13 protein-coding genes are annotated in these 19,359 nt (G+C 50.5%); 5 read left to right on the top strand and 8 right to left on the bottom strand.

Translation table 11 applies throughout. The features are described 5' to 3' along the window. Positions 1-2 precede the first annotated feature (2 nt). Positions 3-1,913, bottom strand: a complete 1,911-nt coding sequence (locus tag Mal48_RS06065; protein WP_145197108.1) for a flagellar basal body P-ring protein FlgI — start codon at positions 1,911-1,913, stop codon at positions 3-5. Positions 1,914-2,433: 520 nt separating this feature from the next. On the opposite strand from Mal48_RS06065, the gene Mal48_RS06070 reads away from it, so the two are divergent. From Mal48_RS06070 to Mal48_RS06080, 3 genes are all read left to right on the top strand, one after another. Then, positions 2,434-3,810 carry a DUF1501 domain-containing protein gene (locus Mal48_RS06070; RefSeq protein WP_145205806.1) on the top strand — a complete coding sequence of 459 codons (1,377 nt, stop codon included), beginning with the start codon at positions 2,434-2,436 and terminating at the stop codon, positions 3,808-3,810. Positions 3,811-3,917: 107 nt separating this feature from the next. Beyond that, a complete protein-coding gene (locus tag Mal48_RS06075; protein WP_145197110.1) occupies positions 3,918-5,471 on the top strand; it encodes a protein kinase domain-containing protein in 1,554 nt (517 codons plus the stop codon). A gap of 57 nt (positions 5,472-5,528) precedes the next feature. Beyond that, positions 5,529-6,518 (top strand): acetyl-CoA carboxylase carboxyltransferase subunit alpha, encoded by a 990-nt coding sequence (locus Mal48_RS06080; RefSeq protein WP_145197112.1) that lies wholly within the window; start codon positions 5,529-5,531, stop codon positions 6,516-6,518. A 476-nt stretch (positions 6,519-6,994) separates the two neighbouring features. Here Mal48_RS06080 and Mal48_RS06085 read toward each other — a convergent pair whose 3' ends face one another. From Mal48_RS06085 to Mal48_RS06100, 4 genes are all read right to left on the bottom strand, one after another. Beyond that, positions 6,995-8,260 (bottom strand): CvpA family protein, encoded by a 1,266-nt coding sequence (locus Mal48_RS06085; RefSeq protein ID WP_145197113.1) that lies wholly within the window; start codon positions 8,258-8,260, stop codon positions 6,995-6,997. A 349-nt stretch (positions 8,261-8,609) separates the two neighbouring features. Next, positions 8,610-9,662: a thioredoxin-disulfide reductase gene (locus Mal48_RS06090; protein ID WP_145197115.1), complete on the bottom strand. Its 1,053-nt coding sequence runs from the start codon at positions 9,660-9,662 to the stop codon at positions 8,610-8,612. 321 nt (positions 9,663-9,983) lie between these two features. Then, a complete protein-coding gene (locus Mal48_RS06095; protein ID WP_145197117.1) occupies positions 9,984-10,742 on the bottom strand; it encodes a hypothetical protein in 759 nt (252 codons plus the stop codon). Positions 10,743-10,974: 232 nt separating this feature from the next. Then, complete coding sequence (locus Mal48_RS06100) at positions 10,975-12,615, bottom strand: hypothetical protein (RefSeq protein WP_145197119.1); 1,641 nt, start codon at positions 12,613-12,615, stop codon at positions 10,975-10,977. 658 nt (positions 12,616-13,273) lie between these two features. Here Mal48_RS06100 and Mal48_RS06105 point away from each other — a divergent pair. Both Mal48_RS06105 and Mal48_RS06110 read left to right on the top strand, forming a co-directional pair. Then, positions 13,274-14,626: a (Fe-S)-binding protein gene (locus tag Mal48_RS06105; RefSeq protein WP_145197121.1), complete on the top strand. Its 1,353-nt coding sequence runs from the start codon at positions 13,274-13,276 to the stop codon at positions 14,624-14,626. Between the two features lie 161 nt (positions 14,627-14,787). After that, positions 14,788-16,458 carry an ABC1 kinase family protein gene (locus Mal48_RS06110; protein WP_145197123.1) on the top strand — a complete coding sequence of 557 codons (1,671 nt, stop codon included), beginning with the start codon at positions 14,788-14,790 and terminating at the stop codon, positions 16,456-16,458. A gap of 36 nt (positions 16,459-16,494) precedes the next feature. On the opposite strand, the gene Mal48_RS06115 is transcribed toward Mal48_RS06110, so the two are convergent. The 3 genes from Mal48_RS06115 to Mal48_RS06125 form a co-directional block, all read right to left on the bottom strand. Then, positions 16,495-17,580 carry a tetratricopeptide repeat protein gene (locus Mal48_RS06115; RefSeq protein WP_145197125.1) on the bottom strand — a complete coding sequence of 362 codons (1,086 nt, stop codon included), beginning with the start codon at positions 17,578-17,580 and terminating at the stop codon, positions 16,495-16,497. A 302-nt stretch (positions 17,581-17,882) separates the two neighbouring features. Beyond that, positions 17,883-18,629: a ribonuclease III gene (gene rnc / locus Mal48_RS06120; protein ID WP_145197127.1), complete on the bottom strand. Its 747-nt coding sequence runs from the start codon at positions 18,627-18,629 to the stop codon at positions 17,883-17,885. 114 nt (positions 18,630-18,743) lie between these two features. Continuing rightward, positions 18,744-19,265, bottom strand: a complete 522-nt coding sequence (locus Mal48_RS06125) for a response regulator (protein WP_231739931.1) — start codon at positions 19,263-19,265, stop codon at positions 18,744-18,746. Positions 19,266-19,359: the final 94 nt, after the last annotated feature.

The raw sequence follows: 19,359 nt of genomic DNA on the forward strand, positions 1-19,359 counted from the left end.
TTCTACAGCACTTCGAAACTGTTTGGCCCTCCGGCGGCAGCTTTGTCAGCCTTGCCTGCTGGTGGTTTTGAGGTGGGGAGAATCGGCTTGTTGGGGAGTTCTTCGAAAAGGTTCGGCATGAGCCCGTCGTTTCCAATCGGAACAGTGCTTGCATCACCAGCTGAGTTATTGCCCAGGTCTTCTGGAGTTCGATGGTAGACTCGACCAGGTTTCGGAAGTTTGTCGATGGCGATTTCGCCAGGAAGGTTATGTTGTTGCTCAGCCTGCACAAGCATTTGAACAATGTCAGCGTACGTTGCTCCCAGTTCGGTTGCACCTTCTATCACATCGACGACACGTGCTGAAACTTCAAGCGTTTGTGTCTCTTCGCCAGGTGCAATTCGTTTGATGACAATTCCATCGGCGGAAGGGTTTCCTTGAACCAGGATTTTGGAACTGGCTCGAACGAACATCGGTAACTGAAATCTCTGCTCGTCGTTAAACAGGACAATTTCCGCTTTCTTGTTTCGTGTGATATGAATAAACGGTTCCGTCTCTGAGTCGATCAAGTGAAGGGAAAAGTCACCCTTCATGTCGAGTCGGTTCAAGTATGGATCGTTTGGAGACATTGTGGAAAGGGCACGGAACGCACCATAGCGAGTCTCCAGACTTTCATGGTCCATCAATTCGCGAAGCGCTTCCGCAGAGTCGGAATTCGGGATCGCTGCAAGGGCTGCCAATGAATAAATTCGGAACGCAGGTTCTTGCGCTGCCGATTCTTTGAGAATCTCGACACCATCTCCGTTTCCGAGGTAAGCAAGCGCTTCCGCTGACCGGAATCTTGCTTCGGGTGATTTTGATGCGAGCCCAAGTTTTAGAACCGGGATGCCATCAGGCCCAGCCGCTTCGAGTTGTAAAGCTGCTTTCTGAGATGTCGGTCCAAACTGAATCGCGTCTTCGAGTTGTTGCATTCGCATATGTTTTTCGACCGGTGTTTCAGTCAATGCCATATGGCGAATACATTGTAAGTAGCGAGGATAATTGTCTCGATAGCGGTCGTGAACGACAAGTTCCAGGTGAGCGTTGCTTTTTGCTTCACACAGCTTTCGTTGAATTCCGCCACGGTCGTAATCGTAGAAGCGGTGTCCAATTCGATCGGCGATCGTAGTGGACATCCGGACGGTTCGATAATCGTTTCGAATCGCAACGGTCAAAACCCGATCATCGCCGGTGTATCGGCCTCCACCGGGAATGACGCCTTTTTTCAGTCCTGCTGATGATTTCGACTCTGAATTCGTCAAGCTGTTGACGAGGATCGGGCCGACAGCAATGCCAATGTTACTTCCTTCACGAACCTGTCCTTCGAGAAGGGCATGTTCGCTCAACAGGCAGGGCATCAACCATCCACCTGCCAGACTTTTGGCCTGACTTCCGTCTGGAAGCGTGACCTCAACATCCATCTTGTCTCCCTTCCGAACAATCGGAGGGATGTAAGCGGTCACAACCACCAGGCAAGTGTCAGGTGAACGTAACATGGTGTTCGGATCTTTGATTTGCTCAAGTCGTAAATCATCAAGGAGCCGTTTTCGAAGCGGCGAGGCAGGGGGGTCTTCGCCTGTTCCTTCGAGGCTGTGTACGAAACCGACGCCTTGGACTTTGATGTACCCCAAAGTTGATTCGGCGATCTTGATGTAATCTCCAATCAGGCGGGAGTGGCCTTCTTCTCCCCGAATTGCAGAGCGCACCTTCTGCCGCATGACCTCATCTTTGTCGAACCACTTCCTCAAGTTGAGTTCATGACATCCGCTGAACACGCCACCCAAAGCAAATGAGGCTGCGGTCGCTTTTAAAAATGCCCGTCGTGATTGCGACGCATCTTGTGAGTTGACCTTGGAATCATCTTGATTCTTGGATGCGGGGCGTTTTGCCTGCATGAAAACACCATTTCGACCGACGGCATCATGACGTCAATCGTCTTTGAGATTGAGATGAGGGGATTGGTGGGGGAGGAATCGCCCAGAACTGAACGATCTGTTGAACTGACCCAAAACCTGACCGAGCGATTTGCCTCATTTGAGTAATGAGAGCTTCCAGCCTGATTTCGGGGGAGTTCGAATGTCTTATTGAATGAGATGAGAGGTGAGCAGCAGAATACGGCAGGTTCGAATTTTCGGTCAAGACCGCTCCGGAGACGGAATGACATCAATTCATTCCGATATTGCAGGGCTCAGCGCGGAGAAATCGGCCTCAAAATCGACAGTTAGTCACTCTCTTTGGAGTCGAAAACGTGACTGAGAGCGACCTTGGATTGAGGCAGCAAAGAGGATTTGCGGGAGAATCTGCAATTCGGTTGGCAATATCCCAATGAAAAACGTTAGAATTGACGAAAGTTCCCATACCGTTGCATTGGTTCAAGACGATACAGTTTCACACAAACTGGCAAAGGAAGAAATGATGTTAAGCCTTGAAGGGAAAGGGAAAGCGCAAACCTGCGATGGAATGACGAGACGCGATTTCATGCAGGTCGGCTCCCTGGGAGCGATGGGACTTTCTCTTCCGCACTACTTACAGGCCAAAGAAGCAGGGAAAATACGTCCCGGCAACGATAATAAAGCCTGCATCATGATTTTTAATCTGGGGGCTCCCAGCCATATCGATCTGTTCGATATGAAGCCGGAAGCCGCCGCTGAAGTGCGAGGGCCGTTTAAGCCAATTTCGACCACAGCGGACGGTGTGCAGATTTCAGAGATTCTTCCTGAACATGCAAAAATTGCCGATAAGTTCTCGCTTGTGCGTTCCTGTCACCACACTGGAGCTGCTGTTCACGATGCTGGATGGCAAATGATGCAGACTGGACGTCAGTTCACCGGTGGAGTGAATACGCCTCATGCCGGTGCGGTTGTCAGTTACTTACGTGGCCGAAAAACAGACTTACCACCCTTTGTGGTCTTGCCGGAACTGATGGGCAGGGGAGGGGGGAACCTTCCGAATGGTCAGGCTGGCGGATTCCTGGGAAAAGCGAATGACCCGTTTGCCTTGAATGCCGATCCATCCGAGAAGAATTTTAAGGTCCCCGATTTGCTCCCACCACCGGAAGTCGGAACAGTTCGGCTCGAACGACGGCGGAAAATGCGAGACATCGTCGACTCAACCGTGAAAAACTTCGAAGCGACCGAAAGTGCGGATCTCCTCAATAGCAACTTCAGTGCCGCATTTCGCATGATGACCAGCTCCCAGGCGCGTGACGCATTTGATCTCACCAAAGAGTCAGCCAAGGTGCGTCAACGATACGGCATGAATCGGTTTGGCCAAAGCTGTCTGCTTGCTCGTCGGTTAATCGAAGCCGGAGTTCGCTTCGTCACCATTAACACCTTCCTGACAGTCTTCAACGAAGTGACTTGGGACATTCATGGCTCGAAGCCGTTCACTTCCATTGCAGGCATGAAGGATATCGTCTGTCCGATGTACGATCAGGCATACGCATCACTCATTCAAGATTTGAGCGACCGTGGAATGCTCGACGACACGCTCGTTTGCAACATCGCAGAATTCGGACGAACTCCGAAAGTGAACCCAGCTGGCGGTCGAGACCATTGGCCGCAGTGCTTCACATCCTACTTCGCTGGTGGTGGAGTGCAGGGGGGGCAAGTTGTCGGAGCGAGTGACCCAGTCGGAGGTGTGCCAGCAGATCGTCCCGTTGACCCCGGCAACATTGTAGCGACCATTTTCCACAGCATGGGGTTTGACTTGGAAACTCATCTGCCGGGCCCAGCCGGTCGACCGTTCCCACTGGTCGATTTCGGAAAGAAAGAAATACACGAATTGTTTTGACTCGTTGAAGCCAAGCCAGAACAAGAGATCGAAAATTCAGTGAATGATTGCGATTTCAGAAGTATTGTCAGCGGTTCTCAAGCAATTCTGCAAATTGAGGTAAGTACGTGTCTGAGAGTGACAAGATTGACGAATATGAACTGATCAACTGTATTGCTACAGGATCGGCAACACAGATTTGGGAAGTCAAAAAGAGCGGAAGTGCGCAACCGCTGGCGATGAAGCTACTGCTCGAAGAAGCACTGCTTGATCCTGAACAGAAGAAGTCCCTCAAGCATGAGGCGACCATCGGTAAGTCGATGGAGCATCCTTCGATTATTCAGATTTACGACCTGAAGATCACCAAGAAGCTCGGCTACTACACAATGGAGTACTTCCGTTCTGGAAACCTGAAGTCTCTGATTCGCAACGATCATGCTCAGGCGCAGGGGCGCATCAAGAAAGTCATGGAGGCACTTTCTCAAGCACTCGCTTATTTTCATGACAAAGGCTGGGTTCATCGTGATGTCAAACCGGACAATGTGCTTTTGAATAAGGGAGGGGAAGTTCGGCTCATTGACTTTTCACTGAGTAGCAAACCATCGAACGCCATTTTACGGGCGATGACGAAGAAGAGTCGAATTGTCATTCAGGGGACGCGGACGTATCTCGCTCCAGAATTGATTCGTCGCGAGGCACTTACGCCCTCTGTGGATATCTATAGTCTGGGAGTTTTGCTTTATGAAGTCCTCACGGGGAACCCTCCATTTCGAACTGCCAATCCAAACGACTTGTTGATGATGCACGTTCGAGACAAGCCGGTGAAACCTTCCGAAATTGATGACAACATCTCTCCCGAAGCAGACGAGCTGATCTATAAACTCCTTGCCAAGCAGGTGAAAGAACGTCCCGCTTCAATGCAGGAAGTCTTCGCAGCTGTCCGCGGGATGAACTTCTTCAAAGAAGATCCTGTCAAAGTACAGCGAGAGCGCAAGGAGGCACTCGATCTGTCTGATGCTCAAGCTGCTGAGGATCGACTCGACAGTCGTCGAGATGCCAGCCGTGATCGCAGCAAAGATAGTCAGTCGAAACCAGCGCCAAAGCCGAAACCAAAACCCAAGCCGATTCCTGTCGCAGAGGAAAAGCCTCAGCCGCCCCCACCTCAACAACAACAGCCCATGCCAGGATATCCACCACAGCCAGGTGTGCCTCAACCGGGCATGCCTCATCCAGGGATGCCTATGCCGGGCTACCCCGGAACGATGCCTGGTCAAATGCCGCCTGGTTATCCAATGGCTCCCGGGATGATGCCGGGGTTTCCTCAGCAGCCCGGAATGATGCCGGGACAGATGCCACCTGGGTATCCGCCACAACCGGGAATGGCTCCCGGTTATCCACAACCTGGGATGCCCTATCCCGGAGCTCCTCAACCGGGGGGAATGCCTCCGCAACCCGGCCCACCAGCTGGACAACCGGGAGGTCAACCCCCACAACCTGGTGCACCTGCTCCAACGCCAGCTGCCCCACAGCAGCAAATGCCTCCAGCAGCGGCTCCACCTGGCGCGCCCCCTGCAGCGCCGCAGCAAACTCAGAGTCCACAACCCTCTGCTCCGCCTGCTGAACAACAAAAACCGAAAGAGGACATCCCTTTAGCAACCTTTGATGACCTCGAAATTGAATAATCGATTTCCCTGAATTCGATCCAGAAATCCATCACGACAAATAACGATTCTATCACTATGTCCGCACCACTTCCGCTCCCTTTCGAACGCCCCATTTTTGATCTGGAAAAGCAGTTAGAAAGTTTGGAGTCTCAGCCGAACCCTACAGCTGCCACGCGCGAGTCGATCCGTAACATTCGGACTGAACTTACGAAACTGAAAAGGGAAACCTACGAGCAACTCGACGCTTGGCAAATTGTCCAAGTGGCTCGGCACGATGAGCGTCCCAAAGCGTTGGACTACATTGAACTGGTCTTTGATGAATTTGTGGAACTCCACGGAGACAAATCCTTTGGAGATGATCGGGCCATCCTGACCGGGCTCGCAAAGATTGGTGACCGCAAAGTGATGCTGGTCGCGCAGCAGAAAGGACGGAATCTCAAAGAACGCCTCGAGCACAATTATGGGATGGCTCACCCCGAGGGATATCGAAAAGCTCTCTCAAAGATGCAGATGGCCGCCAAGTACAACCTGCCGATTGTGTGCCTCATCGACACCGCCGGAGCATATCCCGGAATTGAAGCGGAAGAACGCGGACAGGCGTATCAAATTGCTTTGAACCTGCGCGAGATGTCCAAGATCAACACCCCTATCGTTTGTGTGGTGATCGGGGAAGGGGGGAGTGGGGGCGCACTTGGAATTGGAATCGGAGATCATATCTCCATGCTCCGTTTCGCTTACTACTCGGTGATCAGTCCAGAGGGATGTGCAGGCATTCTCTGGAAGCACGCCAAGTTCGCAGACAAGGCCGCGCTCGCCCTGAAGTTTACGAGTTCGGACCTGCTCAGAATGGGCATTGTTGACGAAGTCATCGACGAGCCACTCGGCGGAGCTCATCGCAATCACCGGCAGATGGCTACTTATCTGACAGCCTCTCTGAACAATGCTCTCAAGCAGCTTTCTGAGATCCCGAAAGACGAGCTCATCGACCGCCGCTACGACAAGTTCCGCAAGATCGGAGTCTTCGAAGAAACGGTGCAGGCAGCCCCGTTGGAATCGGAAGCTTAACTGGCTCTGAACCGACACTGAACCGTCTCGAGAATTGCGACTCTTGAGCACGTTCTGTGAACGGACAGAGAGCAGAACTCTCTATTCGCATTTAAGCAGCACAACCCTCAATATTGGTTTGACTGCTTATTTGCCGTACCCGAATCGAACATAACGGACATTATCGGACGTTGGGGTATGGTCCTTTTACGAGGGAATGAGAACTCCCTGGGGATGTCGCAGTTCACGAAGGCGCTTTGAAGGTCGTATTTCGAACCTGCGCCATCGCCTCTTTCCGTCTCTTCAAATCTGCCTCAGTTGACCATCTTCTTTCGAGTCTGGTTCCCGCTGAGGATGGCCTCGAAACTTTCGTTCTCCCCTTCGTGTTTCCTCTGTCTGTTTTTCTCTGTCTGTAAACGGCGTTGAGGTCTGCATCGTTGGGGGCACAGTCGGATTGATCGAGTTTTTTTACGCGCTCGACGAGTGTTGAGAACGAACTATCGAGTCGATCCGCTGCGCGGATTGCTCACCGCTTTGAGTCGATCTTGAATCTCGGGGGCGAGCTTCCAGATCGGGATGTTTGCCAGTTCTGCCTGGCGATAAATTCTTTGCTCGAGTGTGCTTTGTCCTGTTGTCTGTCGATCCGGATCTGGCAGCGAACGAATGTCTGCATTCCAGTCTTTCAGGACTCCCAGATAAATCTCATCCGGGAGTGCTCCTAAAAACTGGCTGATCTGGTCTTCGAAATTCTTTTGTTGCACAGGATCTCTGCTGTAAACAGCTGCCACTTGCTTGGTGTACGAGGCGATCTCTGCTTTGAGATTGGATTGTGGAGGCGTTGTTGGGGGCTCAACGGGAAGCCCCGGGTCAACTGGTTTTGGAGTTGTTGGAACATTCAGAAAGCTGGAAAGACGCCCCAGCAGTATTTGTGATCCTTGATTGCGAAACGGCTGCAAGAGAGTTTCAAATTCTGAGCGTTCTTGAGGGCTCGCGCTCTTCAAATTTTCGACCAAACGACTGGCGAGCTCGTTTTGCGTTTGCGGATTGGATTCGCTTTGAATCGCAGAAATGAGAAGCTGCTGGGTTTGCAAGCTGACGAGATTTTTGAGTTCAGTGACAGGGTCAAAACCAGGCTGATTGGGATTTGGGAGAGATCCATTGTCGATCGTTCCAGAATCCCCCAATGAAATATTTGTTCCGGGGAGATGATCATGCCCAAGATGAGAGTGCTCGTCAGCGTAGTGATTGCCCAGTTCATCGTCATCCAGTAGGTGGATATATTTTTCGAGCGCTTCGACGAGATTTGGAGGGAGAACCTCTAAGTAGGAATGGCCAGTTTTCACAATTCGGGCCGCTGCAATTCCGCTTCGGGATTTTTTCAACGATTCACGGGCATCCTCGGAAACTGTCACGATCGCGAACGTCATAATCAGGCACAAAATGACCCCTTTGACGAATCCGAAAACTGCTCCGAGGTGACTGTCAAACTCTTTGAGCTTCACACGCACCAGATACTCAGAAATCCTGCCCGCGATCACGTATGCGATCAGCGTGAAAAAGATGTAAGCTCCGAACAGAATGACCCAAGTATTGAGCGGTTCTTCAAGAGTGACATATGGGCCAGCGAATTGAGAGATTCCATCCGCAAATGCAAAGCAGAGTACAATTCCAGCGATGCCAGCAAGCTGTAGAACCATCCCGCGTGCGGCACCGCGCACGGCAAAATAAATGAGGATGGCCAATACCAATATGTCATACCACATGATCTCTTCACTCCGTTACCAGAAGATCTGTTATCGGGAGTCTATGTAGGGCAGGCAGTTCAGGTAAAGCCCGGATCTCAGAGAGTTAATCCTGTGTCAAAAGAGGGGATTCACGAAGTCCACGAAGAAAAGCGGCTTCAGGTTGTTCGCCAGATTCGAGATGGATCTCAAGCCAACAAGAGCGACACTGAAGAGGCACCAAGGAATGCAAAAAATAGCCGGGCACTTAGAATGTGCCCGGCTAGAGTATCTTTTGAATTGGTTTGCAGGATCTGCCTCGTGGCGAACAGCATTTTTAGTAGAGAAATGCGTTCTTCACGGGCGCGACCAGCATTAAAAATGCTCTCAATTAGATGAGACCAGCTAAACCGAGAAATCGCTCGGCATCGAGCGCGGACATGCATCCGGTCCCTGCAGCGGTCACCGCTTGACGATAATGGTCGTCTGCGACATCCCCGGCGGCGAAGACACCTTCCACACTGGTGTTCGTCCGGAACGGGACGGTCCATTTGACATAGCCCTTCTCGTTCATGTCGAGATGGCCTTTGAGGAACTCTGTATTCGGGGTATGTCCGATGGCAGCGAAATAGCCAGCAGCTTCGAGTTCTTCAGTTTTGCTCTCGTCTTCTGTGCTGCGAATTCTGACTGCGGTGACCCCTGCCTCATCGGTCCCTAGAATTTCATCAATGGTGGAATTCCACTTAATGTCAATTTTTGGGTTGTCGATGGCACGCTGCGCCATCACTTTACTCGCACGAAATTCATCGCGTCGGTGGACGATATAGACTTTCGAGCCGAACTTGGCCAGGTAATCCGCTTCTTCCATCGCGCTGTCTCCTCCGCCAACAACAACCAATGGTTGATCGCGGAACCTTGGGAGCGCACCATCGCAGACTGCACAGGCCGAGACCCCTGCATTCTTAAACTGCTTCTCCGAATCGAGCCCAAGGTAATTTGCTCGTGCTCCAGTGGCAACGATGACTGAGAGTGTTTCGAATTCCAGACCGCTTGTTGTTTTCAGTTTGAATGGTCGCTGAGAGAAATCGACTTCGACAACATCTTCGGTAATCGTTCGCGTTCCGAAGTTGATCGCTTGTTGACGCATCAACTCCATCAATTCAGGTCCACTTACCCCTGCTTTTTGATGCTCGCTGAGCATGTATTGGCGTTCAGCAGAAATCGATGAAGAGAGATAACCCCCTAAGTCTCCATGTGGGAAACCTGGAAAGTTTTCGACTTCAGTGGTGATGGCAAGTTGCCCTTGTGGAGGACGGCCGAGATCCCAGTTCTCCTGCGTGTTTTCACCCTCAATGCAAAGGGGCTCCAGGCTTGCACGAGCTGCATAAATTCCGGCGGTCCATCCAGCGGGGCCTGAGCCAATAATGACAACCTGTTCTGGCATTCTGTTTTTCTCCGTTTCAGAAACTCGTCAACGTTGAATTGACGCTTGAATTGATGCTTAAACCACAAAAGTCTTTGGCTGATCCTGAATCATTCGTGATGTCCGGGGTCGGTCTCTGTAAAATACCGCACACGACGTAGATTTGCGCCCATACTAGTCGTTGATGGGAAACTGACAACGCAATGCCTGTCGCAAATCCAATTTTGGCTTCGCGTTCTGCCTCGTGGCAAGCAGCCTTAGAGGTCGTGAAAAGCTCTGGGCAATCAGAGAGGATCGGCGGCGAGTCGGAAACGTGATGTTCAAAGGCCCTCTGGCGTCGGCTTACTCTGAGGAATGGCCAACGTGAATGACTGATGGCGAGCTTTCATGGCGTTTCTCGAAGCGATTTTGGAGACTCGCTTGTGGAAGATAATGCTGGAGAACATCGGAGTTGGCTTGAACGACTGCCAGACTTTCTTCAGGAACCTCTTTGATCAATGTCAGGAACTCGCTGAGAGCGATTGTTTCTCGAATCACGGAAAGTCGTTGTTCACGTTGATGGACTGATTCTTCAGGCGATGGGTGCTCGACATCAAAAATGAGTGCTTCGAGTTGCTCTCTGAGGCGTCGCTGAGTTGCCAGAATGGGGACTTCCCCTTTGACCGTTGAGGCAGACCACGCAAGACTGATTTTGGTTGCAAGAGCCGCGAAGTTGTGTGGGTCGACATTCACTCTTTGAAACGACTTTGCAACTTCTGAATCTTCCAGCCAGGCATCTCCCTGTCTTTGTGGATCAATGGCGGAGCGGTAACTTTGACGCAGATGCGAGATGTACTGTTTTACATTCATTGTCGAGCCGTTTTGGTCACCAAGGTCGGCACGAGCAAATTCAGGGACCTGTTGAAGTGGAAGTTGGTCAACAATGGCTTTGAAATCTTCCAGATCCTGCTGAGTGACCGGTGATTTCCAGTCAATGCTGGCGATTTCAACCTTTGTCACTGGCTGCGGTACTGAATTCGTTGCTCCCCCCTGCTCTGCGGAACCACAGCCAACAAGCAGAATGAGTGCAAGTCCGAGTTGAGTTTTCTGCAACAAAGCCATCGTCTTCTCCTGGGAGCCAACCTGCAAAAAAAGCGGGAAGACAGGCTTCCCGCTTTTTTCTGGTCCGGCAGTAGTTTGTTTGAACAAGTCTCAATTCAAAATGAGCGGAATTGGACTTGTCAGAATTCAGAGTCTCGTAAAATCAATTTTCGAAAATCTTCTGGCTGCGAATCGTGTTCAGTTTGCGAGTCAAAAATAGATTCAGAATCTGAACATCAATTCGAAAGGTACTCTAGAAGGTCCAGTCGACTGCAAAGTTCAACTGATGCATCCACCAGGATGTTCGGTTGGATTGGACTTCAGGAAACAGTGGGAAGCCTTGCCATTTGATCGATTCCGCAGGACGTGCCACTTCTCCCAGCCAGAAGAATGTGTAACCGAATCGGAATGAAGTGTCTTCGAAGACTGAAGCGTTTCGAATTATAGGCAAGTTTCGGAAGGCTGCGACTTCTGCGAAGATCGATTGTTGGAATGAAGGAGAGACATGCGTGCTGCTCTTCTTGTCTGAGAATTCGGACTGAACAGTTGGGTCCAGCATTCGTGGGTTTCCGATGTTCTCGAATCGAGCTTCGTGCAACGGGTCACCGATGTTATCACCCCAGATTGAGATGTTCTCCTGATTTGCATTCAAACCGAAGATCGTTTCCGCCCAGACTTTGAATGCCGCGTCACTATCTCCAAGATCGAATCGGAGTCCAACTTCAGGTCCAGCGACGTGGCTGCGGACTTCGCTGTTCAGTCTTGCTTCGTAAAGTGCATGAGCCGGGCTGATGGCTCCATCTGGCCGATAGGTCTCTTCGTCGATGTCGTATGTGAGACCAGAATCGATTCCACGGAAACGGAAGTTCTCATCAAGGTAGGTGTAACGTGCTCCCCAGAGAGGACGAATTTTCACACCTGTGCTTTTGTAAATGGGTTGTGTGTAGAGACTGATGCTCGTCCCAGCTGCCCGTGTCGTCTGTTCCATCTCATAAAGAATGTCGTATTTGGCTGTTCGTCCCGGACCGAAGGTCGATGCGAGTTGAGCAATCGGTTCCCCTGTGTAGTAAGGGATGACTCCACGGATCAACAGGTTTTGACCACCAGCTGCCAAGCTCATTGCCTGTGTGACAGGAACTCCATTGATTTCGTCCGAACCTGACTTGAAGTGAGCGGAATCATCAAAGGCCCACCATCCAGTCAGCTGGAGACCCGTTCCATCTTCGTTTTCAAATCCCCAGCGAATCTGTGTCCCGAGGGTTCTTCCCAGGTTCGACATCTGGTTGGTGTTGCGAATAGGATACAGGTATCCCAGAACCTGATCGAACTGTGCATTTCCGCCATCCACCGAAGGGATCGGGAAGATTCGATCATCGACAGTCATCCAGCCAGGTGTTGGAGTTCCAAAGATGTTTGGATCTGGAGCTTCCATATTGGCGAAGTCGATTGGGACTCCCAATGGGAACATTGTGTCGAAATCGGCACGTGTTGCGTATGGAGATCCGATGGTCGAGTTACCGGGATTTCGGAACGCGATGGACATCAGCTCTACCGAGCCGAAATACTTTCGCTTTCGGTAGACGATGTCTCGGAACCAGACTCCGTCCTTGTTGTAATGTTGGTCCATCGCAACGTTGGGCGCGTTGAATGGGCTAATCTGTGGCCAAGGTTGATACTCACCAGGAGTCCCCGGTGGGTAAATTTGTTGTGGATGATTTGTGGCATACGGAGATTGGTGGGGACCAGGTCCGTATTGCCCTTGCATAGGAACCATGGGTGCACCAGGAGGCACACTTCCCGGGTAGCTACCGGGTTGTTGGCCAGATGTTTCCGCTTGAACAGCGACAAGTACGAGGATACTTGTAACTGTTATCATCCAGGGCTGAATCCGCATCAGTATGTCCTTGACAGGTTGGCCGACATGCTGTTCAGAGATTGAACATGCCGACGAGCCAGGAATTCACCATTGTTTATCGAGACTCCCCTGCCCTTGCTTTTGCATTTTGAGAATACAATCGCGCAGACCGGCAAGACCTTGATGCTCTTATCGGACCGCTGATTTGTAAAACTGTACCGATTATGACGCCCATGTGGATTTTTACGGATGAAGCAGTTGTTCCGGCAAATCCAGCCGGTTTTACTTGTTCCCATGAGTAGAAATCGGTCACGGAATTTTGAATAAATTCAATCCAGCGACTGTCACCACTGGGTTTTGGGACAAGAAGACGTTGCAGCGAGTCCCTTTTTTATTTGGTCCCCAATAAGTTATCCCTCAATAAATTATCCCTCAGTGACTCACCGGGGTTGAATGGATCTTGAAGACCGAAATGAAACATGTTGCAAAAAACAAGCGGTGAAAGCAGGCACTGAGGTCTGGGACCGACAAGGTTGGTCTGGAGATCCGTTTCAGTGGCTGACTTATGGGGCTTCTTGGATGCACAAAATTCCCCATGGGTAGTTGCGTCATCAGCAGACAGCTAAGATGCAATCTCCCTGGATTGCCCGACGTGAATGACAAGTATTTTCGCAAACGATAAAGATTGCGTTGAACGATGACTGATCAAGTAACAACTTCTACGACTTCGCCCACCGATGAGAGCTCTTCTACTGGATTGCAGTACGAGAAGTTCCTCGATTGTGTGCATTGCGGACTCTGTACTTCTGCCTGTCCTACGTATTTGGAGACAGGGAATGAAAACGATGGGCCGCGCGGGCGGATCTATTTAATGCGAGCTGTGACTGATGGGCGGCTCGAACTGACTGAATCCGTGACGCGACACCTTGATCTCTGTCTCGATTGTCGCAGCTGTGAAACGGCCTGCCCTTCTGGAGTTGAGTATGGTCGCCTCATTGAGCCATTTCGTGTCAAAATGTACGAGGGAGAGGATGGGAAGCCGGTGAAGCAAGACTGGTTTCACCGCTGGATCATGTATGGGATTTTCCCATACGCGAATCGAATCCGCTGGGCATTGCTCCCTGCTCGCGTGATGCAAACTTTGAAACTCGATCGGCTGATGGATGCGACAGGCGTCATGAAGCTGCTTCCACAGAAGCTGCAACGGATGCAGCGACTTCTCCCTGAGCTTCAGCCGCGCGAAGCAGAGTTGCCGTCGTTCTTGCCCGCGATTGGCGAGAAACGAGCCAGCGTGGCGATGTTTACCGGGTGCGTTGCTGATGCAATGTTCCATCATGTGAACTGGGCAACAGCTCGAGTGCTGCAACAGAATGGCTGCGATGTTCACATTCCGAAATCACAATCTTGTTGTGGAGCGATCCACTATCACTCCGGTCAGGGCGATCCCGCATTGGGTATGGCGTCTCAGAACCAGGAAGCGTTTGATATTCAAGGTGTCGACTCTGTCGTTGTGAACGTAGCTGGCTGCGGATCGATGCTCAAAGATTACGGTCATATTGCTCAAGAGTTGGGTGCGGAGAGTTCAACATCCTCACAGCTGAATCAATTCGCTTCTAAAGTTAAAGATGTCTCAGAGTTTCTGGCGGAGCTCGGTCCCCTGACGCCACAACATCGAGTCCCACTGAAAGTGACCTATCACGACGCATGCCATCTCTGTCATGCACAGCAAATTCGGTCTCAACCGAGACAGCTACTCAGTATGATTCCCGATCTTGAAGTCGTTCCATTAGCAGAATCAGAAATCTGTTGCGGAGCTGCCGGATCCTACAATTTAACCGAACCCGAAATGGCGGATCGTCTTGGAAAGCGAAAGACGGACCACATTCTCGACACCGGTGCCCAAGCAGTCATTATGGGGAATGCCGGCTGTTCGCTCCAAATTCAATCAACCCTCAAGAATCAGGATCGTCCCGATGTCAAAGTTTTTCATCCGATGGAGATCCTCGACATGAGTTACCGTGGCGTTGGGCTGGCTCACCGCACTCCTTAGAACGATGCATTTTCCATATTTTTCGTGCCCGTGAAGGTCGCTGCCATGACTTTCAAGTCTGCTTTCCCCGAGGCAGAAGGCTCATTGAACACGATTTGTGTTTCGTTCTCATGGTTGCCACAATAGTCATTCCCTGATTCTTGAAGTGGAATACTGTCACTGTGGAACCATACCCTCTGAAATTTCTGAAGAACCTGAATCGTGGTCGGGAAGTGATTACGGTTCTGATCAATTACGGTTTTGGAGACCTTCTGGAACGTCTCGGACTGCTGAAGTATTTAAAGTGGGGTCGTCGCATGATCTCACGGAAAAAACATGAAGAGTTTGAAGAGTTTACCTCGGCGCAGCGAATCCGTCTGGCACTCCAGGAATTAGGCCCGTCGTTCGTCAAGTTCGGCCAAATTCTTAGTACACGGCCCGATCTGATCCCTTCTGAGATCATCGAAGAACTCTGCTTGCTGCAAGAGAATGTTCCCGTCTTCGCGAGCGAAAAAGTCCACGAAACAATTCAGAACGAGTTCAAGAAGCCGGCTCTGGAAGTCTTTGCATCGTTTGAAGACGAGCCGTTGGCTGCTGGGTCATTGGGGCAAGTGCATCTTGCCCGGAACGAGAACGGCCAACAGTTAGCTGTGAAGATTCGTCGACCTGGAGTTGTACAAGAGGTCGAGCGTGATGTTGCACTCATGCTTGAAATTGCGCAGCTTATCGAGCGACACATACCTGAATATCGCATTTTCGATCCGGTGGGCTTGGTCAACCACTTCACACGCACAATCCGCCGGGAAATGAGTTTTCAGCGAGAAGCCCGCGCTATGCAGGAATTTTCGCGACTGTTCGAAGATGACCCGCGATTGTGTGTTCCGAATGTCGATGAAGGACGTTCGACCGATGCTGTCTTGACGATGGAGTTTATGGAAGGTCTTCATATCGATGACCTGGAGGCGATCCAGAAGTCAGCTCTCAATCCCAAGACGATTGCACGACAAGGAGCACAGATTTTTCTGAAGCAGGCGTTCGAGTACGGGATGTTTCATGGAGACCCACACCCCGGGAACATTCGAGTGAAGCGAGATGGCTCCATCGTTTTACTCGATTACGGCATGATTGGATTTCTGGAAGAAGAGAAACGCGAGTTGCTCGTCGACCTGTTTTTGTCCATTGCGCGACACGATGTCGATAGTACCATCCGAACAATTCTGGCTCTTGGTCAGCCGACTCAGTCAGTGGACCGTCCAGCACTACGCGCCGACACCAGAGACTTTATCGACGCCTACTATGGTGTTGATCTCGGAAAATTGAACATCAGACAACTCCTCAACGACTTTGTGTCGATTCTTTCGAACCATGGATTACGCTGCCCCGGTGATATGATGTTGCTGATCCGGGCAATCATCACACTCGAAGGGATAGGCCGCCAGTTGGACCCTAAGTTCAATTTGGCTGAGGTGATTGCACCTGCGATCGAAAAGCTTGTGAGACGCCGCTACGATCCGAAACGAATTGCTGAGAAAGCGATTTCGGATATCAAACAGCTGTTTCGAACGGCACATGATCTGCCGCTGCACTTGGGTAGAACACTTCAGAAAGCGAGTCAGGATGAATTGAAGGTCCAGTTTGAACATAAAGGTCTCGACCGCCTCATCCATGAATTTGACAGATGCAGCAATCGGATTGTTGTGGGATTGGTCGTGTCGTCACTCCTGGTTTCGACAGCGCTCATTATTCGTACGACAATGACTGAGTCGCTGTTCATCGCGATTCCGCTATTCATGATGTCCGGATTTCTCGGACTTTGGCTCGTCTGGGGAATTCTGAGAAGCGGCCGACTCTAGCGCCGAACAGCAATTCAACGAATGCGAAAAACGAAATTACTCTGAGTACCGTTGGATCTCTTTTTCGTGCTCGGTCAGCTTGTCGGTCGTCTCATTAAGATTTTCGAGACACAGACTGAAGCGTCGACTTGCAGCCTGGCATTTTTTCAAACCTGCTTCCCAGATACGACCGGAAGTCTCCTCTGAAGAGAGACGCGACAGTTCAAGAATAATGGGGGAGAGTTCTTCCTTAATTTGCTTCAGCAACTCGATGGCTTGCAACTCGGAATCTTTTGCCAATTTGTGAACGTCTTCGCGGTCTTCAAAACGTTGCTGCGGGGTCAGATGCAAATGCTTCGCAACTGTTCGGTTCATTTTCTCGACCTGCTCCATATCAACCAGTCGACCGAATGGACTGATTGCGGACTTTGCCTGTTCTGTTTGTTCTTGGGCGGCACAGAGTCCTATCTTTGCCCTCTCGAAATCTGGTTGAACCTCTAATGCCTTCCGAAATTGCAAAATCGCTTGGCTGTGGTTTTTCATTTCCAAAAGCACATTCCCCAGGTTCGTATAGGCTTCGACAAAATCTGGCCGCAATCGAATTGCTTCTTTATAAGCTGAAACCGCCATCGAGTTTTGATGAAGCCCCCTTTGAGCAATTCCAAGGTTGTAATAAGCTTCGGGGCAGCGACGGTCTTTAGAGAGTGCCAACCTTAAAGTTTTGACCGCTGCTGTGTAATCCTTCTTTTTATTCTGTAATGCCCCGACGTTGACGAGAGCTCCAATGTTTTTCGGATCAAGAGCTTGAACCCGCTGAAAGAGTTGGATCGCACGGTCATAGTTTTTGGTCAGAAAACAAAGCCCCGCGAGTGACTCATGAGCGAGCAGATGCTGAGAGTCCTCCTGGATTGTTTGTTCCAGACTTTGAATCGCATCAGCGAATCGCTTTTCCTGAATACACTTTTTCGCATCAGCGTACGTTTCATCAGCCGTTGGCATCGTCTCGTCCTCACTGGGATTGACTGTGATGCCCGTTTGACCGCGACCAACTTTTACTTGAACTTCAGATCTGCCGACGATGGTCAGCCCAATATAATGTATCAGTAATTGCTGATGTGATGCAAAGCCAATTCTGAATTTCACCGTGACTGTCGTTGCCCGAGTTGCAGCCCTGTGAAAAACAATGCGCAAAGTAGAAGATTTGATTTTTTACGTATCGCGAGGCCTAAGGATCCGCCTGAAGAGGTGCTGGCGGTTGCTGATTCGCATGTTTTGAATGCTTGTCGTAATACGCGAAAGGCACTTTCACGACATCAGAAACGGCTCGCCCGAGGCAGAACCTGAACGACGATTAGACCCCTGCGATAAGAGTACGGGGATGGCTTTCACCAAACCGGCAGGCTGTCACGAAGCAGTAATGATCCCGGACGATTTCAAGAGTAACGTTAACGGTTCTTAGTCAGCTCTGCTGAATTCGGGGGATCTTCACCGTTCATTTTCGACAATGCATTCTGGGCTGCTCGTTGCTCAGCAATTTTTTTGCTTGGTCCCCAGGCAGGACTGAAGTTGTCAGCTCCGACAATCACTGCAATTTGAAATGACTTGGAATGGTCAGGCCCTTCCTCATCAAGAACTTCATAAACAGGAGTTTCACCAGATAGTTTTTGAATTCGCTGTTGAAGGATACTCTTGTAATTGACGCCCACTTCCGAGTCCGCAGCTTGTGTGATCTCCTGATCAATAATCCGCTGTATGAATGATTTGGCAGCATCGAATCCTCGGTCGAGATAAATCCCGCCGATAATCGCTTCAAAGACAGTTGCAAGAACCGAGTTTGGAATGTGCGAACTCATGGTGATCCCTTTTCCGAGGATCAGATAATCATGCAATCGCCATTGTCGCACAATTCTCGCACATGTTGCACGACTGACGACGACAGACTTGATGCGCGTCAGTTCGCCTTCCGACGCTTCCGGGAATCTCTGGAATAATGATTCACAAACGGCAGCCCCGAGAATCGCATCGCCGAGGAATTCTAAACGCTCATTAGATTCCAACCGAACACGGGACGCAGAGGCGTGGGTGAGACTGAGAATGAGGATGTCCGGATCCTTGAATTCGTATCCAAGGATTGCCTGACATTCCTGAAGCTGTTCTGGAGTGAGTCCGTCAGGTACTGAAGTTTGAGACATCGTCGTGGGACTTATTGGAATGAAGAGAGTAGAGGTCGGGTATGTGTCACCTTAATGATAGCAACATTGGATAATCAACCGAGAAACGGGGATGCTGGGAACAGGTCCTTACACTTAAGCTGTGCTGGGAAGAATCATCTCAGACTTCCAGTAACTCTTCAGCTGCTCGACAAGTGCAACAAAGTTTTCAAGGTCAACCGGTTTGACAAGATATCCCTGAACGTCGAGTTTATCAAATTCATGAATCCCGTCTTGCCCAAGCTCGCCTGTCATGATCACTACTGCGATTTTTTTCAGGTGATCGTCCTTCCGCACAAGTTCCAGAATTTGCTTGCCGCTAAGACGAGGAAGATTCAAATCCAGCAGGACCAGATCAGGACGCGGTGCGAGAGAGAATCGCTGCTCTCGAAATAAGAACTGCCGAGCGTCTTCGCCATCGGTCATCCAAGTTAAGCGGTGCTTGACTTCACTCCGCTTAAGAGCACCAATCGCAAACTTTGCTGCGACGAGACTATCCTCCACGAGGAGGATTTCCATCGGGCGTCCAATTGCTTCCTGGAACACAGGTTGCTCCTCAGGTTGATGTCGCAGACAGGCGAACTGGTTTAAGTCCCCATTCTTTGATTGTGCGGTCACACGGAAAATTTAGAAACATCAGCCTGTGTTCAACTACAATACTTCGAAACTATTGTCATTTTCTGGAAGTAAGGTCGTTGATCAGGTTTGGCTC

This window comes from Thalassoglobus polymorphus, from assembly GCF_007744255.1.
Taxonomy (GTDB): Bacteria; Planctomycetota; Planctomycetia; order Planctomycetales; family Planctomycetaceae; genus Thalassoglobus; species Thalassoglobus polymorphus.

Excerpts from the sequence above, each read along its gene's own strand:
- Mal48_RS06080 (WP_145197112.1), top strand. The coding sequence starts at position 5,529 with ATGTCCGCACCACTTCCGCTCCCTTTCGAACGCCCCATTTTTGATCTG.
- Mal48_RS06095 (WP_145197117.1), bottom strand. The coding sequence starts at position 10,742 with ATGGCTTTGTTGCAGAAAACTCAACTCGGACTTGCACTCATTCTGCTT.
- Mal48_RS06090 (WP_145197115.1), bottom strand. The coding sequence starts at position 9,662 with ATGCCAGAACAGGTTGTCATTATTGGCTCAGGCCCCGCTGGATGGACC.
- Mal48_RS06065 (WP_145197108.1), bottom strand. The coding sequence starts at position 1,913 with ATGCAGGCAAAACGCCCCGCATCCAAGAATCAAGATGATTCCAAGGTC.
- rnc (WP_145197127.1), bottom strand. The coding sequence starts at position 18,629 with ATGTCTCAAACTTCAGTACCTGACGGACTCACTCCAGAACAGCTTCAG.
- Mal48_RS06105 (WP_145197121.1), top strand. The coding sequence starts at position 13,274 with ATGACTGATCAAGTAACAACTTCTACGACTTCGCCCACCGATGAGAGC.
- Mal48_RS06070 (WP_145205806.1), top strand. The coding sequence starts at position 2,434 with ATGTTAAGCCTTGAAGGGAAAGGGAAAGCGCAAACCTGCGATGGAATG.
- Mal48_RS06100 (WP_145197119.1), bottom strand. The coding sequence starts at position 12,615 with ATGCGGATTCAGCCCTGGATGATAACAGTTACAAGTATCCTCGTACTT.
- Mal48_RS06085 (WP_145197113.1), bottom strand. The coding sequence starts at position 8,260 with ATGTGGTATGACATATTGGTATTGGCCATCCTCATTTATTTTGCCGTG.